Annotated in this window: 21 protein-coding genes; 16 read left to right on the top strand and 5 right to left on the bottom strand. The window is 71.1% G+C overall.

Going from position 1 to position 22,891, the window contains the following annotated elements:
* The first annotated feature begins 13 nt into the window (after positions 1 to 13).
* Entirely contained in the window at positions 14 to 1,171 is a 1,158-nt protein-coding gene (locus tag ACZ5C2_RS20205) for a D-alanine--D-alanine ligase family protein (protein ID WP_468792822.1), read from the top strand.
* Here the strand turns inward: ACZ5C2_RS20205 and ACZ5C2_RS20200 are convergent.
* Positions 1,108 to 1,686: a DUF3515 family protein gene (locus tag ACZ5C2_RS20200; RefSeq protein ID WP_468792820.1), complete on the bottom strand. Its 579-nt coding sequence runs from the start codon at positions 1,684 to 1,686 to the stop codon at positions 1,108 to 1,110. The genes ACZ5C2_RS20205 and ACZ5C2_RS20200 overlap by 64 nt on opposite strands.
* 20 nt (positions 1,687 to 1,706) lie before the next feature.
* Positions 1,707 to 1,940, bottom strand: coding sequence for an Lrp/AsnC family transcriptional regulator (locus ACZ5C2_RS20195; RefSeq protein ID WP_037933238.1), 234 nt, complete (start codon positions 1,938 to 1,940; stop codon positions 1,707 to 1,709).
* A gap of 206 nt (positions 1,941 to 2,146) precedes the next feature.
* Here ACZ5C2_RS20195 and ACZ5C2_RS20190 point away from each other — a divergent pair, with 206 nt between their 5' ends.
* Entirely contained in the window at positions 2,147 to 3,112 is a 966-nt protein-coding gene (locus ACZ5C2_RS20190) for a thiamine-phosphate kinase (protein WP_468792818.1), read from the top strand.
* Positions 3,109 to 3,909 (top strand): bifunctional hydroxymethylpyrimidine kinase/phosphomethylpyrimidine kinase, encoded by an 801-nt coding sequence (gene thiD / locus ACZ5C2_RS20185; protein WP_468792816.1) that lies wholly within the window; start codon positions 3,109 to 3,111, stop codon positions 3,907 to 3,909. The genes ACZ5C2_RS20190 and thiD overlap by 4 nt, the downstream gene beginning before the upstream one ends.
* 297 nt (positions 3,910 to 4,206) lie before the next feature.
* Here the strand turns inward: thiD and rpmB are convergent, their stop codons facing one another.
* Positions 4,207 to 4,392 carry a 50S ribosomal protein L28 gene (rpmB, locus tag ACZ5C2_RS20180; RefSeq protein ID WP_003993230.1) on the bottom strand — a complete coding sequence of 62 codons (186 nt, stop codon included), beginning with the start codon at positions 4,390 to 4,392 and terminating at the stop codon, positions 4,207 to 4,209.
* Positions 4,393 to 4,661: 269 nt separating this feature from the next.
* Between rpmB and ACZ5C2_RS20175 the strand changes: the two genes are divergently transcribed.
* The 9 genes from ACZ5C2_RS20175 (at position 4,662) to mutM (ending at position 14,290) form a co-directional block, all read left to right on the top strand.
* A complete protein-coding gene (locus tag ACZ5C2_RS20175) occupies positions 4,662 to 6,341 on the top strand; it encodes a DAK2 domain-containing protein (RefSeq protein WP_468792814.1) in 1,680 nt (559 codons plus the stop codon).
* Between the two features lie 397 nt (positions 6,342 to 6,738).
* Complete coding sequence (gene recG, locus ACZ5C2_RS20170; RefSeq protein ID WP_468792811.1) at positions 6,739 to 8,943, top strand: ATP-dependent DNA helicase RecG; 2,205 nt, start codon at positions 6,739 to 6,741, stop codon at positions 8,941 to 8,943.
* 69 nt (positions 8,944 to 9,012) lie between these two features.
* Positions 9,013 to 9,600: a 16S rRNA (guanine(966)-N(2))-methyltransferase RsmD gene (gene rsmD / locus ACZ5C2_RS20165; RefSeq protein ID WP_468792809.1), complete on the top strand. Its 588-nt coding sequence runs from the start codon at positions 9,013 to 9,015 to the stop codon at positions 9,598 to 9,600.
* Positions 9,601 to 9,626: 26 nt separating this feature from the next.
* The gene (gene coaD / locus ACZ5C2_RS20160) at positions 9,627 to 10,106 is read left to right on the top strand and encodes a pantetheine-phosphate adenylyltransferase (RefSeq protein ID WP_030216588.1); all 480 of its coding nucleotides are present in this window, start codon (positions 9,627 to 9,629) and stop codon (positions 10,104 to 10,106) included.
* 111 nt (positions 10,107 to 10,217) lie between these two features.
* The gene (locus ACZ5C2_RS20155; protein ID WP_468792806.1) at positions 10,218 to 11,324 is read left to right on the top strand and encodes an ATP synthase F0 subunit B; all 1,107 of its coding nucleotides are present in this window, start codon (positions 10,218 to 10,220) and stop codon (positions 11,322 to 11,324) included.
* A 149-nt stretch (positions 11,325 to 11,473) separates the two neighbouring features.
* Positions 11,474 to 12,118, top strand: a complete 645-nt coding sequence (locus ACZ5C2_RS20150) for a YceD family protein (protein WP_468792804.1) — start codon at positions 11,474 to 11,476, stop codon at positions 12,116 to 12,118.
* 2 nt (positions 12,119 to 12,120) lie between these two features.
* Positions 12,121 to 12,294, top strand: a complete 174-nt coding sequence (rpmF, locus tag ACZ5C2_RS20145) for a 50S ribosomal protein L32 (protein WP_003951102.1) — start codon at positions 12,121 to 12,123, stop codon at positions 12,292 to 12,294.
* A gap of 19 nt (positions 12,295 to 12,313) precedes the next feature.
* Positions 12,314 to 13,135 carry a ribonuclease III gene (gene rnc / locus ACZ5C2_RS20140; protein ID WP_468792801.1) on the top strand — a complete coding sequence of 274 codons (822 nt, stop codon included), beginning with the start codon at positions 12,314 to 12,316 and terminating at the stop codon, positions 13,133 to 13,135.
* 294 nt (positions 13,136 to 13,429) lie between these two features.
* Positions 13,430 to 14,290 (top strand): bifunctional DNA-formamidopyrimidine glycosylase/DNA-(apurinic or apyrimidinic site) lyase, encoded by an 861-nt coding sequence (gene mutM, locus ACZ5C2_RS20135; protein WP_468792799.1) that lies wholly within the window; start codon positions 13,430 to 13,432, stop codon positions 14,288 to 14,290.
* Here the strand turns inward: mutM and ACZ5C2_RS20130 are convergent.
* Positions 14,263 to 14,664, bottom strand: a complete 402-nt coding sequence (locus ACZ5C2_RS20130) for a winged helix-turn-helix transcriptional regulator (RefSeq protein ID WP_468792796.1) — start codon at positions 14,662 to 14,664, stop codon at positions 14,263 to 14,265. The genes mutM and ACZ5C2_RS20130 overlap by 28 nt on opposite strands.
* Before the next feature lie 288 nt (positions 14,665 to 14,952).
* Positions 14,953 to 16,233 carry a CAP domain-containing protein gene (locus tag ACZ5C2_RS20125; protein WP_468792794.1) on the bottom strand — a complete coding sequence of 427 codons (1,281 nt, stop codon included), beginning with the start codon at positions 16,231 to 16,233 and terminating at the stop codon, positions 14,953 to 14,955.
* Positions 16,234 to 16,410: 177 nt separating this feature from the next.
* On the opposite strand from ACZ5C2_RS20125, the gene ACZ5C2_RS20120 reads away from it, so the two are divergent.
* The 4 genes from ACZ5C2_RS20120 to ACZ5C2_RS20105 all read left to right on the top strand — a co-directional run bounded on the left by ACZ5C2_RS20120 (position 16,411) and on the right by ACZ5C2_RS20105 (position 22,755).
* Complete coding sequence (locus ACZ5C2_RS20120; protein ID WP_468792791.1) at positions 16,411 to 16,692, top strand: acylphosphatase; 282 nt, start codon at positions 16,411 to 16,413, stop codon at positions 16,690 to 16,692.
* Between the two features lie 379 nt (positions 16,693 to 17,071).
* Positions 17,072 to 17,275, top strand: a complete 204-nt coding sequence (locus tag ACZ5C2_RS20115) for a hypothetical protein (RefSeq protein WP_029384211.1) — start codon at positions 17,072 to 17,074, stop codon at positions 17,273 to 17,275.
* A gap of 274 nt (positions 17,276 to 17,549) precedes the next feature.
* Complete coding sequence (gene smc, locus ACZ5C2_RS20110) at positions 17,550 to 21,143, top strand: chromosome segregation protein SMC (RefSeq protein ID WP_468792788.1); 3,594 nt, start codon at positions 17,550 to 17,552, stop codon at positions 21,141 to 21,143.
* A gap of 193 nt (positions 21,144 to 21,336) precedes the next feature.
* Positions 21,337 to 22,755: a sugar porter family MFS transporter gene (locus ACZ5C2_RS20105; protein WP_468792785.1), complete on the top strand. Its 1,419-nt coding sequence runs from the start codon at positions 21,337 to 21,339 to the stop codon at positions 22,753 to 22,755.
* The last annotated feature ends 136 nt before the right edge of the window (positions 22,756 to 22,891 follow it).

Below are 22,891 nucleotides of genomic sequence, written 5' to 3'. Positions count from 1 at the left end.
CTCTCATCGCGATATGAGCACCGAGAACCTCCCCCAGAGCCCCGAGCAGCCGTCCCGCAAGCCGCGTGTGGCCGTCGTGTTCGGCGGGCGCAGCTCCGAACACGGGATCTCCGTGGTCACCGCCGGCGCCGTCCTCAAGGCGATCGACCGGACCAAGTACGACGTCCTGCCGATCGGTATCACCCCCGGCGGCCGCTGGGCGCTCACCGCCGACGAGCCGGAACGCATGGCGATCACCGGCCGCCGTACGCCCAGCGTGGACGAGCTCGCCGAGTCCACGGAGGGCGGTGTGGTGCTCCCCGTCGACCCCGCCGACCGCGAGGTCGTCTACAGCGAGCCGGGTGCGGTGCCCAAGGTGCTGGGCGAGGTCGACGTGGTCTTCCCGGTGCTGCACGGCCCCTACGGCGAGGACGGCACCCTCCAGGGCCTCCTGGAGCTCTCCGGCATCCCCTATGTCGGCTCGGGTGTGCTCGCCTCCGCCGTCGGCCAGGACAAGGAGTACATGAAGCGGGTGTTCACCTCCTTCGGGCTCAAGGTCGGCCCGTACCTGGTGATCCGGCCGCGCGAGTGGGAGCAGGACGAGTCCGCCGCCCGCAAGAGGATCATCGGCTTCGCCGGGGATCACGGCTGGCCGCTGTTCGTGAAGCCCGCCCGCGCGGGTTCGTCGATCGGCATCACCAAGGTCGACGACCTCTCCGGCCTGGACGAGGCGATCACCGAGGCCCGGCGCCACGACCCGAAGATCCTGGTGGAGGCGGCGCTGCGCGGTCGCGAGATCGAGTGCGGCGTGCTGGAGTTCGAGGACGGTCCGCGCGCCTCCCTGCCGGCCGAGATCCCACCGCCCGAGGCGCACGCGTACTACGACTTCGAGGCCAAGTACATCGACTCCACGCCCGGTGTCGTGCCCGCGCCGCTGACCGGCGAGGAGACGGCCGAGGTGCGCCGGCTCGCGGTGGAGGCGTTCGACGCGGCGTCCTGCGAGGGGCTGGTCCGCGCGGACTTCTTCCTCACCGACGACGGCGAGTTCGTGATCAACGAGATCAACACCATGCCCGGTTTCACCCCCATCTCGATGTACCCGCAGATGTGGCAGGCCACCGGGGTCGGTTACCCGGAACTGGTGGACCGGCTGGTGCAGGCGGCACTGCGCCGGTCGACCGGACTGCGCTGAACGGTGCGCGCACGCCGCGGAGGGTGATCCCCCGGGACCGCCATCCGCGCGGTCGGCACGGGACCGGTCGGCACGATCGTGCTGTCCCGCGCGTGGGTCTCCGCGACCGCGACGTACACCGCGCGATCGGCCGTGGGGAAGCGGTAGGCGTCGCCGTCCCGGTTCTCCGTGAGCCGGTCCGCGCCGCCGGCTCCGTCCGGCACCGCGTCCGCGTCGCCGCCGTTGGCCACATGAGGACCGGCCGTCTCCGGGGGCCGTTGGACACCGCGCCGCAGTATGATCGCCACGCCGCCCCGGCCCGCGGTTCGTTCGGACGCGGGTCTCGGGTCGTCGCGACTCTCACCGCCCACCTCCGCCGGCAGGGCCTTGTCCAGGTTCTGGCACAGCTGGGTGACCTTCGCGTCCGGGCCGGGAACCGCCGCGGACGTGCTGTCGTCTGCTGAGGAGCGGCCCGCGGCGGTGATCAGCACCGCGCAGTGCGGAGTGAAGGCGTGCCGGTGACGGAAGGAGTTCACCGGCGCAGGGGAGACGGGGGCTACAGATGGACGACCGGGCAGGTCAGAGTACGGGTGATGCCGTCGACTTGCTGCACTTTGGCAACCACCATGCGGCCCAGGTCGTCGACGGTGTCGGCCTGGGCACGCACGATCACGTCATACGGTCCGGTCACGTCCTCGGCCTGGATGACTCCAGGGATCTTGCCGATCAGCTCGGCGACGGTCGACGCTTTGCCGACCTCGGTCTGGATCAGGATGTACGCCTGTACCACGGAACCTCCAGGGCGGCCACGAGGATCATGTGGGGAAAAGGAACGCCACGGTATCGCGTCGCCGCTCTTCGCGGGGAGACCCCCGGGAACCGGGCCTTGCGCGCCGGGGTACAGAGACGAGAGAAGTTGACGGTCATATCGACCGTAGCGAGGACTCCCATCACTCGCGACCGGGCACGGACAGGGACAGAAGGGGCATGAGGGCAATGAAGGGCACTGTTGGTGAGCTCGGTGAGTTCGGGCTCATCAGGGAGCTCACCTCCCGTCTCACCACCACCCCGGCGGTCCGGGTCGGCCCCGGCGACGACGCCGCGGTGGTCTCCGCGCCCGACCGCAGGGTCGTGGCCAGCACCGACATCCTGCTGGAGGGCCGGCACTTCCGCCGCGACTGGTCCACCGCCTACGACGTCGGCCGCAAGGCCGCCGCGCAGAACCTGGCCGACATCGCCGCCATGGGCGCCGTGCCGACCGCGCTGCTGCTCGGCCTCGTCGTGCCGGCGGAGCTGCCGGTGACCTGGCCCAGCGAGCTGATGGACGGCCTGCGTGACGAGTGTCAGGTGGCCGGCGCCGCGGTCGTCGGCGGTGATGTCGTACGCGGCGACACGATCATGGTGTCGATCACCGCGCTCGGCGATCTGCGCAACCAGGAGCCCGTCACCCGGGGCGGAGCACAGCCCGGCGACCTCGTCGCGGTGACCGGCTGGCTGGGCTGGTCCGCGGCCGGCCACGCGGTGCTCTCGCGGGGGTTCCGCTCACCGCGCGCGTTCGTGGAGGCCCATCGGCGTCCCGAGCCGCCGTACCACGCGGGACCGGCAGCCGCCGGTCTGGGCGCCACCGCGATGTGCGACGTGAGCGACGGGCTGATCGCCGACCTCGGGCACATCGCCGAGGCCAGCAAGGTGCGCATCGACATCCGCTCCGGGACCATAGACATCCCCTCGCAGATGAACGACATCGGCCAGGCCGTCGGCGTCGACCCGATGCAGTGGGTGCTGACCGGGGGAGAGGACCACGCGATCGTGGCCACCTTCCCGCCGGACGTGAAGCTGCCCGCCCGCTGGAAGGTGATCGGCGAGGTGCTCAACCCCTCCGCGCTGCCCCAGGTGACGGTCGACGGAGCGCCCTGGACGAGCCAGGGCGGCTGGGACCACTTCGCGGACATCGAGTCATGAGCGCGCCGCCCGGAGTCCTCACCGTGGCCGGCTCCGACTCCGGGGGCGGCGCGGGCATCCAGGCCGATCTGAAGACGATGCTCGCGCTCGGCGTGCACGGCATGAGCGTGCTCACCGCGGTCACCGCGCAGAACTCCCTGGGCGTGCAGGGCGCCTGGGAGCTGCCGGTGGAGGCGGTGCGCGCCCAGTACCGCAGTGTCGTCGACGACATCGGAGTACAGGCGGTCAAGACCGGCATGCTGTCCTCCGCCGAACTCGTCGAAGCGGTGGCCGACTTGATCGCCGGCACCGACGCGCCGGCGGTGGTCGACCCGGTGGGGGTCTCCAAGCACGGGGACCCGCTGCTGGCGGACTCCGCGCTGGACTCCGTACGGACCAGGCTGCTGCCGGTGGCGACCGTGGCCACCCCGAACCTGGACGAGGTGGCGCAGCTCACGGGCATACGGGTCGCAGGGGAAGGTGATCTGCGCCGGGCGGCCCGGGCGGTGCTGGAGTTCGGGCCGCGCTGGGTGGTGATCAAGGGCGGTCACCTCACGGCGGAGTCGGACCAGGCCGTCGACCTCCTGACCGACGGCACACGGGAGCACTGGCTTCGGGCGCCCCGACACGACAACCGGCACACCCACGGCACGGGTTGCACGCTCGCGTCGGCGATCGCGTCGGAACTGGCGAAAGGCCACACGGTCCCGGAGGCGGTGGCGACAGCGAAGAAGTACGTCACCGGGGCAATCGCCTCAGGCTTCGCCCTGGGCGCGGGCATAGGCCCGGTGAACCACGCCTGGAACCTGCGGCGCTAGCCGCGGGCCTGCCACTCGCCGCGTTTCCCCCGTCTGCCGCTGCTCCCACCCGCCCGCGTGTGGCGTGACGGCACGGGTGGGCGCGACGGCACCCCGCAAGCGCGGGGCTGCGCACCCCACCACGGCCCCGCGCACGACGCCGGTCACTTCGCCCGCGCGGCATCGCGGGGCTCCGCGGGCCGACGAACGCCGGACAACGACCGGCACAACGCCCGAACACAGCAAGAAGCCGGCCCACCCAGGGGTGGACCGGCCGTTGCGGCGAAACCGGTTATGGCCGCGCGCTCAGCGGAAGCGTCAGCGCGAGACCTTGCCGGCCTTGATGCACGAGGTGCAGGCGTTCACGCGCTTCGGCGTCCCACCGACCACGGTACGTACACGCTGGATGTTCGGGTTCCAGCGGCGGGACGTACGGCGGTGCGAGTGCGAGATGTTGTTGCCGAAGCCCGGCCCCTTGCCGCAGACGTCGCAGTTGGCAGCCACGGGTCACTCCAAAGACTTCAGATGCACTTACGGTTGATCCCGGCATGCCGGGATCAGAATCCGGGGGCTCCAGGAGCCCTGTGGAATCCGAGTGGCGTTGCCAGGGGGAGAGGCCCGATCGGATCGGGCAACCGGAGCAGCATACAACGGCTGCACCCGTAGAACGAAACTACCACGGCAGCTCAGGGGCCTGCCTGCGGCCCTCCTCCGGTGGGCAGAGCCCCACGGTCTACGCTGCGTGCCACGGCCGGGAGCTCTGGGAGGCGCAGGTGGCGCAGGTGCCGCAGACATTCTTCGATGCTCTCGCGGTGCGTGCCTGGTGCGGTCTCGCGCTCGATGCGCTGGGCCGGGCCCGGGAGGAGATCGACGCGATCAACGTCTATCCCGTGGCGGACGGCGACACCGGTACGAATCTCTACCTGACCGTCGAATCGGCGGCCGCCGCGGTGGAGGCGGTGTTCGAGGGCCACGAGGCCGGCGGGGACCGGGGACCGGGCCCGACCCTGGCGGACGCGGTACGCGCGATGGCGCACGGGGCGCTGATCGGTGCCCGCGGGAACTCCGGGACGATCCTGGCGCAACTGCTGCGGGGGATGGCCCAGGTACTGGCCGGTGAACAGGCCCCGGGCCGTGCCGACGGCCAGGGACTGTGCCGCGCCCTGCGGCAGGCGGCCGACGCCGCGCGTCAGGCGGTGGCACACCCCGTCGAGGGCACGGTTCTCACGGTCGCCTCGGCTGCCGCCGACGCCGCCGGAGCGGCGGAGGGCGACTGCGGAGCGGTGGCCCGGGCCGCCCACGAGGGCGCCCGTGCGGCGCTCGCCGCGACACCCGACCAACTGGCCGTCCTCCGGCGCGCGGGGGTGGTGGACGCCGGCGGCAGGGGCTTGGTGGCGGTGCTCGCGGCGCTGGTGGAGACGTTCACCGGCCGGACGTCACCCGACCTCCACGCGCGCGTGGAGGCTCGTGACGGCACCTCACCGGACCCGGCCACGTGCGCGGACGGCGCTGTCGGACCGGCGCCCGGCGGGCCCGCCTTCGAGGTGATCTACCTGCTGGAGGCCGGGGACACGGCCGTCGCGCGGCTGCGGGAGCGGCTCGACGGGCTGGGCGACTCGCTCGTCGTGGTCGGCGGGGACGGGCTGTGGAACGTCCATGTGCACGTCGACGACGCCGGCGCCGCCGTGGAGGCCGGCGTCGAGGCCGGGCGGCCGTACCGGATCCGGATCACCCACTTCGGCGCCGGGGATGTGCACACGACAGGGGCCGAACGGGCACAGGGCGCACGCGCTCAGCGGGCCGTCGTGGCCGTGGTGCCCGGTGAGGGCCTGGCGGGGCTGTACACCGAGGCGGGCGCGACCACCGTGCTCGCCCGCCCGGGGGAGCCGCCCGCGAGTGGCGAGCTCGTCCAGGCCGTACGGCGTGCGCACGCGCGGGAGGTCGTACTGCTGCCCAACGACGCGGACCTGCGTCACACCGCCGCCGCGGCTGCGGAGCAGGTCCGGGCCGAGGGGATCCGCGTGGCCCTCATCCCGACCCGCTCCGCGGTCCAGGGCATCGCGGCGCTCGCCGTGCACGAGCCGGAGCGCCGCTTCGACGAGGACGTGGTCTCGATGACATCGGCGGCGGGCGCTACCCGCTACGCCGAGGTCACCGTCGCCGAGCGCCAGTCCTGGACCATGGCGGGCATCTGCCAGGCCGGGGACGTCCTCGGGCTGGTCGACGGCGATGTCGCCGTCATCGGACAGGACCTCACGGCCACGGCCGAAGCCGTTCTCGACCGCATGCTCGCAGCCGGCGGGGAACTGGTCACCCTGGTCCTGGGCGACGACGTCCCCGAGGCCGTCGCCGCCCGTCTGGAGTCCCGGGTCCGCGAGGGTTACCTCGCCGTCGACACGGTGATCTACCACGGCGGCAGACAGGGCGCCCTGCTCCTCATCGGGGTGGAGTGACAACCCCCGGACCCGCAACGTCGTCGAACCCGGGCCGGCCGACGCTGCTCACCGATCTGCTCATGAACGTGCCCGGGCCGCGGGAGCTGTCCGGCGCCTTCCCGAGGAGTTCCGCGCGCCGGCCCGCGCCGCCCGGAGCACGGAGTCGGTCCCGTCCCGAGGCCGCTCCTCCGGCCGGCCGACCGCTTCCGCCGTCGCCCAGGAGACAAGGCAGCAGACGGGCCGCGGAACAACGCGGATGCGAGCGGACCGCCGTGGACGTGCCGTGGGCCGCGACGGGGAGGGACGCCGGAGCGCGCCGTCCATGAACCTCTCCCACCCGTCTGACCAGGAATGACCCGACAGGTGACCCGAAGCCGCGTCCCGCGGTCACGCATTGTCAGTGCCGTGGTGTGCAATGGATCTCGTGCCCGCACTGGAAGAACCCCTGAAGAAGGTGCTCGGCCCCGCCACCGCGAAGGTGATGGCCGAGCATCTCGGCCTGAACACCGTCGGTGACCTCCTCCACCACTACCCCCGCCGGTACGAGGAGCGCGGCCAGCTCACCCACCTCGCCGACCTCCCCATGGACGAGCACGTCACCGTGGTCGCCCAGGTCGCCGACGCCCGTCTGCACGCCTTCGCCTCCGCCAAGGCCCCGCGCGGCAAGGGCCAGCGCCTGGAGGTGACCATCACGGACGGCAGTGGCCGGCTGCAACTGGTCTTCTTCGGCGCCGGTGTCCACAAACCGCACAAGGAACTCCTGCCGGGCACCCGCGCGATGTTCGCCGGCAAGGTCTCCGTCTTCAACCGCCGCCTCCAACTAGCTCACCCGGCCTACGAGTTGCTGCGCAGTGACACCGAGGACACGGTGGAGACCTGGGCGGGTGCCCTCATCCCGATCTATCCCGCGACCGCCAAGCTGGAGTCGTGGAAGATCGGCAAGGCCCTTCAGACGGTGCTGCCGAGCGCCCAGGAAGCCCTGGACCCGCTCCCGGACTCCCTGCGCGCGGGCCGCGGACTGATCCCGTTCCCCGAGGCGCTGCTGAAGATCCACCGCCCGCACACCAAGGCGGACATCGAGGACGCCCGCGCCCGGCTCAAATGGGACGAGGCCTTCGTCCTGCAGACCGCCCTCGCCCGCCGCCGCCACGCCGACGCGCAGCTTCCCGCCCTCGCCCGGCGCCCGAAGCCCGACGGCCTCCTCACCGCCTTCGACGCACGGCTCCCCTTCACCCTCACCGAGGGGCAGCGGAAGGTCTCCGCCGAGATCTTCGCCGACCTCGCCACCGAGCACCCCATGCACCGCCTCCTCCAGGGCGAGGTGGGCTCGGGCAAGACACTGGTCGCCCTGCGAGCCATGCTCGCCGTCGTCGACGCGGGCGGGCAGGCGGCGATGCTCGCACCCACCGAGGTGCTCGCCCAGCAGCACCACCGGTCGGTCACCGAGATGATGGGCGAGCTGGCCGAGGGAGGCATGCTCGGGGGAGCGGAGAACGCCACCAAGGTGGTGCTGCTCACCGGTTCCATGGGCGCGGCGGCGCGGCGCCGGGCCCTGCTCGACCTGGCCACCGCGGAGGCCGGCCTCGTCATCGGCACCCATGCGCTGATCGAGGACAAGGTGCAGTTCCACGATCTGGGCCTGGTCGTGGTCGACGAGCAGCACCGCTTCGGCGTGGAACAGCGCGACGCCCTGCGCGGCAAGGGCACACAGCCCCCGCATCTGCTGGTCATGACCGCCACACCCATTCCGCGCACGGTCGCGATGACGGTCTTCGGCGACCTGGAGACCTCCGTCCTCGACCAGCTCCCGGCGGGCCGTTCGCCGATCGCCACCCATGTCGTCCCGGCCGCCGACAAGCCGCACTTCCTCACCCGCGCCTGGGAGCGGGTGCGTGAGGAAGTGTCGAACGGCCATCAGGCGTACGTGGTCTGCCCCCGTATCGGAGACGAGGAGGAAGGGCCCAAAGGGGCCGCGAAGAAGTCACCCGAGGACGAAGCCGAGAAGCGGCCGCCGCTCGCCGTCCTGGACATTGCGGAACAGCTCGCGAAAGGGCCCCTGCAGGGGCTGCGAGTCGAGGTCCTGCACGGGCGCATGCAGCCCGACGACAAGGACTCCGTCATGCGCCGCTTCGCAGCCGGGGAGGCGGACGTCCTGGTCGCCACGACCGTCATCGAGGTCGGGGTCAACGTGCCGAACGCCACCGCGATGGTGATCATGGACGCCGACCGCTTCGGCGTCTCCCAGCTCCACCAGTTGCGCGGCCGCGTCGGCCGTGGCTCGGCGCCGGGCCTGTGTCTGCTGGTCACCGAGATGCCCGCGGCGAGCGCCGCCCGGCAGCGCCTGGGCGCCGTCGCCTCGACCCTCGACGGTTTCGAGCTCTCCCGTATCGACCTGGAGCAGCGCCGCGAGGGTGATGTGCTGGGCCAGGCCCAGTCCGGCACCCGTTCCAGCCTGCGCATGCTCGCCGTCATCGACGACGAGGAGATCATCGCCGAGGCACGCGAGGAGGCCACGAAGATCGTCGCCGCCGACCCCGACCTGACGAACCTGCCCGCCCTGCGCACGGCCCTGGAGGCGCTGCTGGACGAGGAGCGGGAGCAGTACCTGGAGAAGGGCTGACAGACTGGGAAACGGCCACCTCCAGCACGCACCCCGACCAGCAACACACACGGACAAGGACCGAGGAACATGACTCGCGTGATCGCCGGCGCGGCCGGCGGACGCCGCCTGGCCGTGCCGCCCGGCCAGGGCACGCGCCCGACCTCCGACCGGGCGCGCGAAGGCCTCTTCTCCACCTGGCAGTCGCTGCTCGGCGGCCCACTGGACGGCGAACGCGTCCTCGATCTGTACGCCGGTTCCGGCGCCGTCGGCCTGGAGGCCCTGTCCCGCGGCGCCGGACACGTCCTGCTCGTCGAGGCCGACGCCCGGGCCGTCCGCACGGTCCGGGAGAACGTGGCGTCGCTCCGGCTCCCCGGTGCCGAGGTCAGATCCGGCAAAGCGGGACAGATCATCCGCGGGGAGCCACCGCGGGAGCCGTACGACATGGTCTTCCTCGACCCGCCCTACGCCGTCTCGGACGACGATCTTCGCGAGATTCTGCTCACACTCCGTTCGAGGGCCTGGCTCACCGAAGATGCCCTGGTCACTGTGGAGCGCAGCACCAGAGGCGGAGAATTCGGCTGGCCGCCGGGCTTCGAGGCGATCCGGGCCCGTCGCTACGGCGAGGGAACCTTTTGGTACGGTCGCGCCGCCTCTACGTGCGAAGACGCACGATGACCGGACCGGAGAGCGAGGGATCAGCAGTGCGCCGCGCCGTATGCCCCGGGTCGTTCGACCCGATCACCAACGGACACCTCGACATCATCGCCCGGGCTTCCCGGCTGTACGACGAGGTCTATGTCGCGGTGATGATCAACCAGTCCAAGAAAGGGCTGTTCGAGATCGAGGAGCGGATCGACCTGATCCGCCGGGTCACCGCCGAGTACGGCAACGTCCGTGTCGAGGCCTTCCACGGTCTGCTTGTCGACTTCTGCAAGCAGCGCGAGATCCCCGCCATCGTCAAGGGCCTGCGCGCGGTCAGCGACTTCGACTACGAGCTGCAGATGGCCCAGATGAACAACGGGCTGTCGGGTGTGGAGACCCTCTTCGTCCCCACCAACCCCACCTACAGCTTCCTGTCCTCCTCGCTCGTCAAGGAGGTCGCGGCCTGGGGCGGCGACGTGGCCCACCTGGTGCCGCCCGAGGTCCTGAGCGCCCTCACCGAGCGCCTGCGGGGGGACTGACACGGCGCGCGCGCCGCGGGCCTTCGACCGGCCGGTGTCCACCGGTCGCCCCAGGGTCGTACAGTCGTTCCGTCCGTCTCCAACACAGCTGTAGAGAGTGGCGAGCACACGGTGGACGTGCAGAAGAAGCTCGACGAGATCGTCGCCGCGGTCTCCAGTGCCCGGTCGATGCCCATGTCGGCCTCGTGCGTGGTCAACCGCGCCGAACTGCTCTCGATGCTCGACGAGGTGCGCGCGGCACTGCCCGACTCCCTCGCCCAGGCCCAGGAATTGATCGGCGGCCGGGAGCAGATGGTCGAGCAGGCCCGCCAGGAGGCCGAGCGGATCATCGAGAGCGCCCACGCCCAGCGCGGCTCCCTGATCGCCGACACCGAGGTCGCCCGCCGCTCGCAGTCCGAGGCGGACCGGATCCTCGCCGAGGCCCGCAAGGAGGCGGAGGAGGTCCGCGTGGAGGCCGACGACTACGTCGACTCCAAGCTCGCCAACTTCGAGGTCGTCCTCACCAAGACCCTCGGCTCCGTCGGCCGCGGCCGCGAGAAGCTGCTCGGCACCGGCCCGGGTCTCGACGAACACGGCTACGAGGACGAGGACGCTCCCGAGCGCAGCCACGACCCCGAGACCCTGCGCCGCAGCGCCGACGAGTACGTCGACGTCAAGCTCGGCGCCTTCGAGGCGGTTCTCGCCAAGACCCTGGACGCGGTCGGCCGGGGCCGGCAGAAGCTGCACGGACGGATCGCCTCCGACGACCTCGGCGCCCTCGCCGACGACCTCACGTCCGTCCAGCACTCCAGCGACGCCGACTACCTCGCCGGCCTCGCCTCGGCCACCGACCAGGGCACCCCGGCCCAGCAGCCCGAGCCGCCGCAGCGGCAGCCCCAGCAGCCGTACGCCCAGCCGGAGCCCGCCTACGGCTACCAGCAGCAGCCGGAGCCCGCCTACGGCTACCAGCAGCAGTACGGCGGCCAGCAGGACGAGTACCCCGCCACCTCCGGCTACGCTCCGGTGGGAGGTGCCCCCGCCCAGCAGGCCGACCCGTACGCCGCGTACCAGGGCTACGACGGCGGCCAACAGGCGGCCTACGACCCGAACCAGCCGCAGCAGGCCCAGCAGGCCCAGCAGGATCAGCAGGGCTATGCCCTGGACGAGGCCAGCCTCTTCGACACCAGCATGATCACGCCCGAACAGCTGCGCGCCTACGAACGCGAGCGAGGCCTGTAGGGGCGGATTGGGACGTGAGCGAAAGGTCCAGTATCCTGGCTCTTCGGTCGCGTGTGCGCTTGCGCTGTCTGTGTATACGCCCGCGATCCGGGCTGCCCGGGAAATCCGTACGGCAGCGAAACCCCTGAACTCGAAGACCGAAAGCAGGAATGGCCCTGAACGCCCGCCTCGACCACCGCAACGCCCTCGTGTTCGACACACACGAGCTGGGGCGGCGGCCTGGTGCGCTGCAGCGCCTGAACCGTACGGTCGACGCCCCCGGGGATTTCGGTATCGCAGGGGTCATCGGAGTGCCGGAGGGCGCCCCGGTGGAGCTCGAACTCCGGCTCGAGTCGGTCATGGAAGGTGTGCTCGTCACAGGCACCGCCCGTGCCAAGGCCGGGGGGGAGTGCGTAAGGTGTCTGGAGCCGCTGGAGCAGGAGCTCGAAGCGGACTTCCAGGAGATGTTCTCGTACCCTGACGCCGACGACCGGGGCCGTGTGATCGCGGAACCGGGCGACGACGCCGAGGACGACGAGGACAGGCTCTTTCTCGAGGACGGCCTGTTCGACCTCGAGCCGGTGCTGCGTGATGCGGTGGTGCTCGCACTGCCGATGCAGCCGGTGTGCCAGGAAGACTGCCCGGGTCTGTGTTCCGAGTGCGGAGCACGGCTCGCTGACGACCCGGACCACCACCATGATGCCGTCGACATCCGTTGGGCGGCACTGCAGGGACTCGCCGACACCATGACGGACGGCGAGAAGGACGAGATGAGCGGCGCCGAACCGGGCGTCGACGAGAAGCAGGAGAAGTAGCCGTGGCTGTTCCGAAGCGGAAGATGTCGCGCAGCAACACGCGCCACCGCCGGTCGCAGTGGAAGGCTGCGGTCCCCACCCTGGTTGCGTGTGAGCGCTGCCACGAGCCCAAGCAGCAGCACATCGCGTGCCCGTCTTGCGGCACTTACAACAAGCGCCAGGTCCTCGAGGTCTGAGCGGCTGGTGAGAGGCACTGTGTCTACGCCGAAGAAGAACTCTGCGGACAACCAGGCCTCGTCCCACACGCTTCTGGAAGGGCGGCTCGGCTACCACGTCGAGTCCGCCCTTCTGGTGCGAGCGCTGACCCACCGTTCGTACGCGTACGAGAACGGCGGTCTGCCGACGAACGAGCGACTGGAGTTCCTCGGGGACTCCGTGCTCGGTCTCGTCGTCACGGACACGCTGTACCGCATCCACCCCGATCTGCCCGAAGGCCAGCTGGCCAAGCTGCGGGCCGCGGTGGTCAACTCGCGTGCGCTTGCGGAAGTGGGCCGCGGGCTCGAACTGGGCTCCTTCATCCGGCTCGGCCGCGGTGAAGAGGGCACGGGAGGCCGGGACAAGGCATCCATCCTCGCCGACACCCTGGAAGCGGTGATCGGCGCCGTCTATCTCGACAGGGGCCTGGACTCGGCGGCGGAGCTGGTGCACCGCCTGTTCGACCCCCTGATCGAGAAGTCGTCGAACCTCGGTGCCGGCCTGGACTGGAAGACCAGTCTCCAGGAGCTCACCGCGACCGAAGGGCTCGGTGTGCCCGAGTACCTGGTCACGGAGACCGGGCCGGATCATGAGAAGACCTTCACTGCTGCCGCCCGCGTCGGAGGCGTCTCGTACGGCACCGGCACCGGCCGCAGCAAGAAGGAGGCGGAGCAGCAGGCCGCCGAGTCCGCGTGGCGGTCCATCAGGGCCGCGGCGGACGAGCGGGCCAAGGCGGCGGCGGAGGCCGAAGAGGCCGTCCAGGCCGCCGAAGCCGAAGCCTCCGGCAGCGAGAACGCCGACGCCCCGTCGGCCTCCGCCTGACGACAGTGCGATCCGAGCGCCCGCCCCCGTCCGGGGACGGGCGCTCGGCGCCGAAGCCCGCCCGGCGGACCGGGCCCCGGAACGCTCGTCGGCGTCACCGAACCGGCTCGGGTGGGCGCGGAGAAGGGTATCCCCCGTAAAAGGGCGGCCTCCCGCGCGAGCACAGTCGAGCGCGGGGAAGCCGTCCGTCGATGAGCAGGCGGACGGGGCACCGCCCACGCCCTTCCGGCAGTCCGGGAGGCGTTGTGGACAGGCTCTGAAACACCGGGACACTCCGGTTCATGGAGGGAGACCATGCCCGAGCTGCCCGAGGTCGAGGTCGTGCGGCGCGGACTCGAGCGGTGGGTCGCCCACCGGACGGTCGCCGAGGCCGAGGTGCTGCACCCGCGCGCGGTGCGACGCCATACCGCCGGCGGGGAGGACTTCGCACACCGGCTCGAGGGCAACCGCATCGGCCTGCCCAGCCGCCGCGGCAAGTACCTCTGGCTGCCCCTGGAGGACACCGGCCAATCCGTGCTGGCCCACCTCGGCATGAGCGGACAGCTGCTGGTCCAGCCGCACGTGGCGCCGGACGAGAAACACCTCCGTGTCCGCGTCCGCTTCAGCGACACCCTGGACACCGAACTCCGGTTCGTCGACCAGCGCACCTTCGGCGGACTGTCGCTGCACGACAACACCCCCGACGGCCTGCCCGACGTCATCGCCCACATCGCCCGCGACCCCCTCGACCCGCTGTTCGACGACGAGGCCTTCCACCGGGCCCTGCGCCGCAAGCGGACCACCATCAAGCGTGCCCTGCTCGACCAGTCGCTGATCAGCGGCGTCGGCAACATCTACGCCGACGAGGCGCTGTGGCGCGCCCGCATCCACTACGAACGCCCGACGGCCGGCTTCACCCTCCCGCGCACCCTGCTCCTCCTGGGACACGTCCGGGACGTCATGAACGCGGCCCTCACCGCGGGAGGCACCAGCTTCGACAGCCTCTACGTCAACGTCAACGGCGAGTCCGGCTACTTCGACCGCTCCCTGGACGCCTACGGCCGCGCAGGGCTGCCCTGCCGTCGCTGCGGTACACCGATGCGCCGGCGGGCATGGATGAACCGGTCCAGCTACTTCTGCCCGAGGTGTCAGCGGGCGCCGCGCGCCTCGTCGTAGCGCTCGCGGGCCCGCAGCACGGTGTCCATGCTGCCCTCGACGTACCGGATGAGGGACAGCAGACGCTCCGCCACCTCGCGGCCCAGCGGGGTCAGTTCGTAATCCACGCGGGGCGGATTCGTGGGCTGGGCCTCCCGGTACACCAGACCATCGCGCTCCAGCGCGTGCAGCGTCTGGGACAGCATCTTCTCGCTCACACCGTCGACCCGCCGCCGCAGCTCGTTGAACCGCAGAGAGCCCTCGTACAGCGCGCCCAGCGTCAGCCCGCCCCACCGCCCGGTCACATGCTCCAGCGTGCCGCGCGACGGACACGCCTTGGCGAACACGTTGAAGGGGAGCTCCTGCCCCTCCGAACGCGGCTTCGTGGTCGTCATACCTACCAGGCTACTTCAGAACAGCGCCCACTGACAGATTGCGCTAACCCACAGTTAGCGTGGCGCTCGGTTCGCCTCAGGCCCGAACGGGGAGGGCACCAAGGCTCTGAGCGAATACGTGGGCCACCATGACCCCGGCTTCACCCTGCGGACGTACACGTACCTGACGCCGTCCAGTGAGACCCGGACCCGGGCCGCCGTGGATCGCGTCTTTCAGGACGAGGGTCCTGCGGAAGACGGCCCGGAGACGGCCCGGGGACAGGATCAGGTCTCTGACCCGCGGTTGTCTCAGTAGCCGAAGTTCTGGGTCCACCACGGGCCGCCCGGACCCATGTGGACGCCGACACCGAGTGTCTTGAAGTCGCAGTTCAGTATGTTCGCCTTGTGGCCGGGGCTGTCCATCCATGCCTGCATCACGGCCTCCGCGTCGGCCTGGCCCCGGGCTATGTTCTCGCCGCCGAGGCCGCTGACGCCGGCCGTCCTGGCCCGGTCCCACGGGGTGTCGCCGTCGGGGTCCGTGTGGTCGAAGAAGCCGCGTTTGGCCATGTCGTCGCTGAACGCCGTGGCCAGATCGGTCAGTGCGCTGTTCGCGGTGACCGGGCTGCAGCCCACCTTGGCCCGCTCCGCGTTGACCAGCCGGAGCACCTCGGTGCCGGCGGCGGCCTCCGCGGACACGGGGCCCTTGTTGCCCGTCTTCTTCTCCGGCTCCGGCGTGGCCTTGCGGGACGGCGCCTTCTCCCCGGTCTTCTCCGGGGTGGCCGCGGGCTTCTTCTCCTCCGGCTTCGCCTTCTCGTCCGGGGTCTTCGCCGGCGCGGTCGACGCGGAGGGAGGTGCGGAAGGGCTGGGCGAGGCGGAGCGCTCGGCGTCACGGCTCGCCGGGGTGCCCGCGTCCCTGCCGGGGGACTCCGCGGTGCCGGACGTGCCGCCCTGCTCGGTGGGCTGGCTGGTCGCCACGTCTCCGGCCTGCACCGCCTCGCCGGAGGTGCTGTCACCGCCGAGCTTGTAGTTCTCCAGGCCGGGTACCGCGCCGGTGGCCACCGCGACCGTGCCGATGGCCACGGCGGCGGAGACCCCGAGCAGGCCGGTGCGCACCGGTGTCGCGGCCTTCTTCTTCCGTCGCCGGTGTCCGCCCGCGGGCCGTCCGGCCTCGTCGGTGGCGAAGCCGTCGGGGAACGCGAAATCGTTGCGGGCGGCGAAATCGTCGCGGGCGGCGAAGCTGACGCGGGTGGCGAAGCCGTCGTCCGGGAAACCGTCACCGGCGAAGGCGTGACCGGGCCGGTCCTGACCCGTCGAGACGCTGCTGCCCGGGAAGCCGCCGCGGGTGAAGTCGGTGCCGGCGGAGTACCCGACGTGCTCGTCCGTCGTCGCGTAGAGGTAGGCCTCACTCCTCGCGTACGTCTCGGCGTAGGCCTCCGGGTTCAGGTACGGCGCCGTCCCCATCGTGGGTGGGCCGTCCGTCGGGTCGCTCAGGGTGTCCGGGCCACCCTCGTAGGGGCCGTCGTGGTGAGTGGCTCCGGTGGCGCGGCCCGTGGCGGCGCGGCCGGCGGCGGAGCGTCGGTGGCGTCCCATGTCCTGGCCTTCCTCGTCCTCGCGGTCGCCTCGTCCCTCGCGACCAGCTCGAAACTCGATGATCACAAAACTCACACCAACGAGTGAGTTTCATATGAGATTCATGGGTCGGGACGGTACCGCATGACACCAGAGGGCGGAGTGCCCGGTGTGACTTTGTCCGGTTAGGTTGCGGCCATGAGCGAGGATGTGCGACTGGTTGCCTGGGTGCGAGGGCGTGTCCAAGGTGTGGGTTTCCGATGGTTCACCCGGGCCAAGGCTCTGGAGATCGGCGACCTGAGTGGTTTTGCCCTCAACCTGGACGACGGCAGGGTCCAGGTGGTGGCCGAGGGCTCCCGTGAACGCTGCGAGGGGCTGCTCGACTGGCTCCAGGCCGGCGACACACCCGGGCGCGTGGACGGAGTCACCGAGATCTGGGACACACCGCGCGGCGGATACGACGGCTTCGCCATCCGCTGACGCGGTCCGCCGGAAGCCGGCCCACGGGGTCCGGCGGGCCCGCGAAACCGGCCCCCGTCGACGAGAACGTCCTGGTGATTGCGGAGAACGGCTTGCCATGGGAAGCGTCGACCGCCAAGATGATCGCCACGTCCCGAGGACCCGCGAGAGTCGCGACGCCGCCGCTTCCCGGCCGTGCGCACCCGGTTGTCCGCCAATACGGGGCGTGATCGTGTTGACCCTCAAACTTTTTGGTGAGACGCTGAAAGCCCCGCGCACCTTAGCTGTTTGGCATGGCTGAACGGCAGCACAACTCCAGTCCTGCCAAGCATCGCGGGTGCTAAATCCCTCACGACCCACACCGCATCGGTCGGTCACTCATTGTGGAGGACCATCCATCATGGCAAAGGCGCTTCTCGGTTACGTCGGCGGCTCCGACCCTCGACTCCTCGCCGAGATGCGACGGCTCCAGCAGCGCGTCCAGGACCTGGAATCCGAGCTCGTACGGATCCAGGCGGAGAACGACGCGCTGGCGGCTGCCGCTTCTCACGACAGGATCATGGAGAGCGTTGACGCACACCAGGCGGAGCCTGCGCTCACCTGATCACTGCACCGCTCCACCCACAGCAAGAGCAGTGGTCGGGCCTGCCCGTCACCACCGCCAAGCAGTCAGAATGGCAAGGGACGCCTCGGCGTCCCTTCTTTCTTTCTCGGCTCCGTGCCCTCGCGCCAGCGCCCGCACCCCCGCGCACGGCGCCCAGTGCTCGTTGTCCCGCGCATCCTTTCACCGTCTTCAACGTCTGGTGTGCCCTGCGCGTTCACCCGCGAAACCGTGCGTTCATGGAGTGAGACATGCCCGGCGGGTAGAGTCCGGCGGCGTGCACCTCAAGGCCCTGACCCTCCGCGGCTTCAAGTCGTTCGCCTCCGCGACCACGCTCCGGTTCGAGCCGGGGATCACGTGCGTCGTCGGCCCGAACGGCTCCGGCAAGTCCAATGTCGTGGACGCGCTCAGCTGGGTCATGGGCGAGCAGGGCGCCAAGTCGCTGCGCGGCGGCAAGATGGAGGACGTCATCTTCGCCGGCACCACCGGCCGCCCGCCGCTGGGCCGCGCCGAGGTGTCGCTGACCATCGACAACTCCGACGGGGCCCTCCCCATCGAGTACGCCGAGGTCACCATCACGCGGATCATGTTCCGCAACGGCGGCAGCGAATACCAGATCAACGGCGACACCTGCCGCCTCCTCGACATCCAGGAACTGCTCTCCGACTCCGGCATCGGCCGTGAGATGCACGTCATCGTCGGCCAGGGCCGGCTCGACTCCGTACTGCACGCCGACCCCATGGGCCGCCGCGCCTTCATCGAGGAGGCGGCCGGCGTCCTCAAGCACCGCAAGCGCAAGGAGAAGGCGCTCCGGAAGCTGGACGCGATGCAGGCCAATCTCGCCCGCGTGCAGGACCTCACCGACGAACTCCGGCGACAGCTCAAACCGCTCGGCCGCCAGGCAGCCGTCGCCCGGCGGGCCGCCGTCATCCAGGCCGATCTGCGCGACGCGCGGCTGCGTCTGCTCGCCGACGATCTCGTACGGCTGCGCGAGGCCCTCCAGGCGGAGATCGCCGACGAGGCGGCCCTCAAACAGCGCAGGGAGGCGGCCGAGGCCGAGCTGCGGAAGGCCCTCCAGCGCGAGGCTCTCCTCGAGGACGAGGTGCGCCGGCTCAGCCCGCGCCTGCAGAACGCCCAGCAGACCTGGTACGAGCTCTCCCAACTGGCCGAGCGGGTGCGCGGCACCATCTCGCTGGCCGACGCACGCGTGAAGAGCGCAATGTCCTCGCCCGACGAGGAGCGGCGCGGGCGGGACCCCGAGGACATGGAGCGTGAGGCCGCCCGCATCCGTGAGCAGGAGGCCGAACTGGAGGCCGCCCTGGAGGCGGCCGAACGCGCCCTGGAGGACACGGTCGCCCACCGTGCGGAGCTGGAACGGGCACTCGCCGAGGAGGAACGGCGCCTGAAGGACGCCGCGCGGGCCATCGCCGACCGGCGTGAAGGGCTCGCCCGGCTCAAGGGACAGGTGGGCGCCGCCCGTTCGCGTGCCGCCGCGGCCCAGGCCGAGATCGAGCGACTGGCCGCCGCGCGGGACGAGGCACAGGAGCGGGCCGTCGCCGCGCAGGAGGAGTACGAGGCGCTCCGGGCCGAGGTCGACGGCCTCGACGCGGGGGATGCCGAACTCGCCGAGCGGCACGACGCGGCCAGGCAGCGCCTCGCCGAGGCCGAGACCGCCCTCACCGCCGCCCGCGAGGCCATCACCGCGGCGGAACGAAGGCGCGCCGCGACCCGGGCCCGCCACGAAACCCTCGCCCTCGGCCTGCGCCGCAAGGACGGCACCGGCGCGTTGCTGGGCGCGCGGGACCGCCTCACAGGGGTGCTGGGCCCGGCAGCGGAACTTTTGACGGTGACGCCCGGCCACGAGGTACCGCTCGCGGCCGCGTTCGGCGCGGCGGCGGACGCGCTCGCGGTGACCTCACCGTCCGCCGCGGCCGACGCCATCCGGCTGCTGCGCAAACAGGACGCGGGCCGGGCAGCACTACTGGTGTCGGGTTCCGACCCCGCCACCGGGACAACACCCTCCCGGGGCGGCGCGGTGAACCGCGCGCCCGGCCACCACGGACCCGCAGCCGTCGAACCGGCCGAGCGTTTCGTGAGTGGACCCGACGAGGTCATGCCGGCCGTACGACGGCTCCTGAGAGGCATCGTCGTCGTAGGCACCCTGGAGGACGCCGAGGAACTCGTCCGCGCCCACCCCGACCTCACCGCCGTCACCGCCGAAGGCGACCTGCTGGGCGCTCACTTCGCCCACGGCGGTTCGGCCGGCGCCCCCAGTCTGCTGGAGGTACAGGCGTCCGTGGACGAGGCCGCCGCCGAGCTCGCGGAACTGGCCGTGCGGTGCGAGGAACTGGCCGAGGCACAGGAGGCGGCGGCCGGGCGGCGCCGGGAATGCGCCGCCCAGGTCGAGGAACTCGGCGAGCGGCGCCGGGACGCCGAGCGGGAGAAGTCCTCCGTCGCCCAGCAGCTCGGCCGGCTCGCCGGACAGGCGCGCGGCGCGGCCGGCGAGGCAGAGCGGGCAGGTGCCGCCGCGGCGCGGGCACAGGAGGCTCTCGACAAGGCGCTGACCGACGCCGAGGAACTCGCCGAACGGCTCGAGGTCGCCGAGGAGATGCCGTATGAGGAGGAGCCCGACAGTTCGGTACGCGACCGGCTCGCCGCCGACGGGGCCAACGCCCGCCAGACCGAGATGGAGGCCCGCCTCCAGGCCCGCACGCACGAGGAGCGGGTCAAAGGGCTGGCCGGACGGGCCGATTCCCTGGACCGGGCCGCACGCGCGGAGCGCGAGGCGCGCGCGCGGGCCGAACGGCGCCGGGCCCGGCTGCGCCACGAGGCCGCCGTCGCCGGCGCCGTCGCCTCCGGCTCCCGGCAGCTGCTCGCCCACGTCGAGGTGTCCCTCGCCCGCGCCGACCGGGAGCGCACCGCCGCCGAGGCCGCCAAGGCCCGCCGCGAGCAGGAACTCGCCCGCGCCCGCACCGAGGGACGCGATCTCAAGGCGGAACTCGACAAGTTGACGGATTCAGTTCACCGGGGCGAGGTACTGGGAGCCGAGAAGCGGTTGCGGATGGAGCAGCTGGAGACCAAGGCGCTGGAGGAACTGGGTGTCGAGCCGACGGGGCTGGTGTCGGAGTACGGGCCGCACCAGCCGGTGCCGCCCTCGCCCCCCGCCGAGGGCGAAGAGCTGCCGGACGATCCGGAGCACCCGCGCAACAGGCCCCGCCCCTTCGTACGGGCCGAGCAGGAAAAGCGCCTGAAAGCCGCCGAGCGTGCGTACCAGCAGCTCGGCAAGGTCAACCCGCTCGCTCTGGAGGAGTTCGCGGCGCTGGAGGAACGCCACCAGTTCCTCAGCGAGCAGCTGGAGGACCTGAAGAAGACCCGCGCGGATCTGCTCCAGGTGGTCAGGGAGGTCGACGAACGCGTCGAGCAGGTCTTCACCGAGGCCTACCGGGACACCGCGCGCGAGTTCGAGGGCGTCTTCTCCCGGCTGTTCCCGGGCGGCGAGGGCCGGCTGGTGCTGACCGACCCCGACAACATGCTCACCACGGGCGTGGACGTCGAGGCCCGTCCGCCCGGCAAGAAGGTCAAGCGGCTCTCGCTGCTCTCGGGCGGCGAACGGTCGCTGACCGCCGTGGCGATGCTCGTGTCGATCTTCAAGGCGCGGCCCAGCCCCTTCTATGTCATGGACGAGGTCGAGGCCGCGCTCGACGACACCAACCTCCAGCGGCTGATCCGGATCATGCAGGAGCTGCAGGAGGCCTCGCAGCTGATCGTGATCACGCACCAGAAGCGCACCATGGAGGTCGCCGACGCGCTGTACGGCGTTTCCATGCAGGGCGACGGCGTGTCCAAGGTCATCAGTCAGCGTCTGCGGTAGGGCGACCAAAGTCTTCAAGTCATGAACATTCGGCACTGTGTCGCGCCTCAAAACTCACGGCAGACCGCCTATTGATTTCAAGAATTGAAAGCATAGTCTCTCCCGTGTTGTTTTTACCTTCAGGTACCTTCCGCTGGACCTCGAAGGGCTGACCCCCCACCCGGCGATGCTGCCGGTGGCCCGAGGAGTACATGTGACCAGCACATCGCAGGCGCGGACGTCAGGAGCCAGGACGGCTCACCCCGAACATCTCGGGCACGTCGTCTTCATCGCGGCGGCGGCCGCCATGGGTGGTTTCCTCTTCGGCTACGACAGCTCCGTGATCAACGGCGCCGTCGAGGCCGTCCGAGACCGCTACGACATCGGCTCCGCCGCGCTCGCCCAGGTGATCGCCGTCGCCCTGATCGGCTGTGCGGTCGGCGCCGCGACCGCCGGCCGCATAGCCGACCGCATCGGCCGCATCCGGTGCATGCAGATCGCCGCCGTCCTGTTCACGGTCAGCGCCCTCGGCTCCGCGCTGCCCTTCTCGCTGTACGACCTCGCCTTCTGGCGGATCGTCGGCGGGTTCGCCATCGGCATGGCCTCCGTCATCGGCCCGGCCTACATCGCCGAGGTCGCCCCGCCCGCCTACCGCGGCCGGCTCGGCTCCTTCCAGCAGGCCGCGATCGTCATCGGCATCGCCGTGTCGCAGCTGGTCAACTGGGGCATCCTGAACGCCGCCGACGGCGACCAGCGCGGTGAGATCATGGGCCTTGAGGCCTGGCAGGTCATGCTCGGTGTGATGGTCGTCCCGGCCGTCCTCTACGGCCTGCTCTCCTTCGCCATCCCCGAGTCCCCGCGCTACCTGATCTCCGTCGGCCGGCAGGAGCGTGCCCGGAAGATCCTCGAAGAGGTCGAGGGCAAGGACACCGACCTCGACGCCCGCGTCACCGAGATCGAGTCGGCGATGCGCCGCGACGAGAAGTCCGGCTTCAAGGACCTGCTCGGCGGCAGCTTCTTCTTCAAGCCGATCGTCTGGATCGGTATCGGCCTGTCCGTCTTCCAGCAGTTCGTCGGCATCAACGTCGCCTTCTACTACTCGGCGACGCTGTGGCAGTCGGTCGGCGTCGACCCGACGGCCTCGTTCTTCTACTCCTTCACCACATCGATCATCAACATCGCCGGCACCGTCATCGCGATGATCTTCGTCGACCGCATCGGCCGCAGGCCGCTCGCGATCATCGGCTCCGTCGGCATGGTGATCGGCCTCGCGCTGGAGGCCTGGGCCTTCTCCTACGACCTCGTCGACGGCCGGCTGCCCGCCACCCAGGGCTGGGTCGCCCTGGTCGCCGCGCACGTCTTCGTCCTCTTCTTCGCACTGTCGTGGGGCGTGGTCGTCTGGGTCATGCTCGGCGAGATGTTCCCCAACCGGATCCGCGCCGCCGCGCTGGGCGTCGCCGCCGCCGCACAGTGGATCGCCAACTGGGTCATCACCGCGAGCTTCCCCTCGCTGGCCGACTGGAACCTGTCCGTCACCTATGTGATCTACACGGTCTTCGCCGCGCTCTCCATCCCCTTCGTCCTGAAGTTCGTGAAGGAGACGAAGGGCAAGGCGCTGGAGGAGATGGGCTGAGCGGCGGCCCGCCGAACCCGGAGAGAGGGGTTCGAGTCCCCGCTGCCCCCTCCTCGTACCTGTACCGGGGGGGGGGGGGGGGGGGCCACGGGGGGGGGGGGGGGGGGGTGAGGGGGGGAGGAGCCGAAGGGGCGCT

The organism is Streptomyces sp. NPDC031365, from assembly GCF_055569765.1.
This window is presented reverse-complemented; position numbering and strand designations above follow the sequence as displayed.

What these genes read in the sequence shown, in the direction of transcription:
- ACZ5C2_RS20205 (WP_468792822.1), top strand. Translation starts at nt 14, where the DNA reads ATGAGCACCGAGAACCTCCCCCAGAGCCCCGAGCAGCCGTCCCGCAAG.
- ACZ5C2_RS20190 (WP_468792818.1), top strand. Translation starts at nt 2,147, where the DNA reads ATGAAGGGCACTGTTGGTGAGCTCGGTGAGTTCGGGCTCATCAGGGAG.
- thiD (WP_468792816.1), top strand. Translation starts at nt 3,109, where the DNA reads ATGAGCGCGCCGCCCGGAGTCCTCACCGTGGCCGGCTCCGACTCCGGG.
- recG (WP_468792811.1), top strand. Translation starts at nt 6,739, where the DNA reads ATGGATCTCGTGCCCGCACTGGAAGAACCCCTGAAGAAGGTGCTCGGC.
- rsmD (WP_468792809.1), top strand. Translation starts at nt 9,013, where the DNA reads ATGACTCGCGTGATCGCCGGCGCGGCCGGCGGACGCCGCCTGGCCGTG.
- ACZ5C2_RS20150 (WP_468792804.1), top strand. Translation starts at nt 11,474, where the DNA reads ATGGCCCTGAACGCCCGCCTCGACCACCGCAACGCCCTCGTGTTCGAC.
- mutM (WP_468792799.1), top strand. Translation starts at nt 13,430, where the DNA reads ATGCCCGAGCTGCCCGAGGTCGAGGTCGTGCGGCGCGGACTCGAGCGG.
- ACZ5C2_RS20130 (WP_468792796.1), bottom strand. Translation starts at nt 14,664, where the DNA reads ATGACGACCACGAAGCCGCGTTCGGAGGGGCAGGAGCTCCCCTTCAAC.
- ACZ5C2_RS20125 (WP_468792794.1), bottom strand. Translation starts at nt 16,233, where the DNA reads ATGGGACGCCACCGACGCTCCGCCGCCGGCCGCGCCGCCACGGGCCGC.
- ACZ5C2_RS20120 (WP_468792791.1), top strand. Translation starts at nt 16,411, where the DNA reads ATGAGCGAGGATGTGCGACTGGTTGCCTGGGTGCGAGGGCGTGTCCAA.
- ACZ5C2_RS20115 (WP_029384211.1), top strand. Translation starts at nt 17,072, where the DNA reads ATGGCAAAGGCGCTTCTCGGTTACGTCGGCGGCTCCGACCCTCGACTC.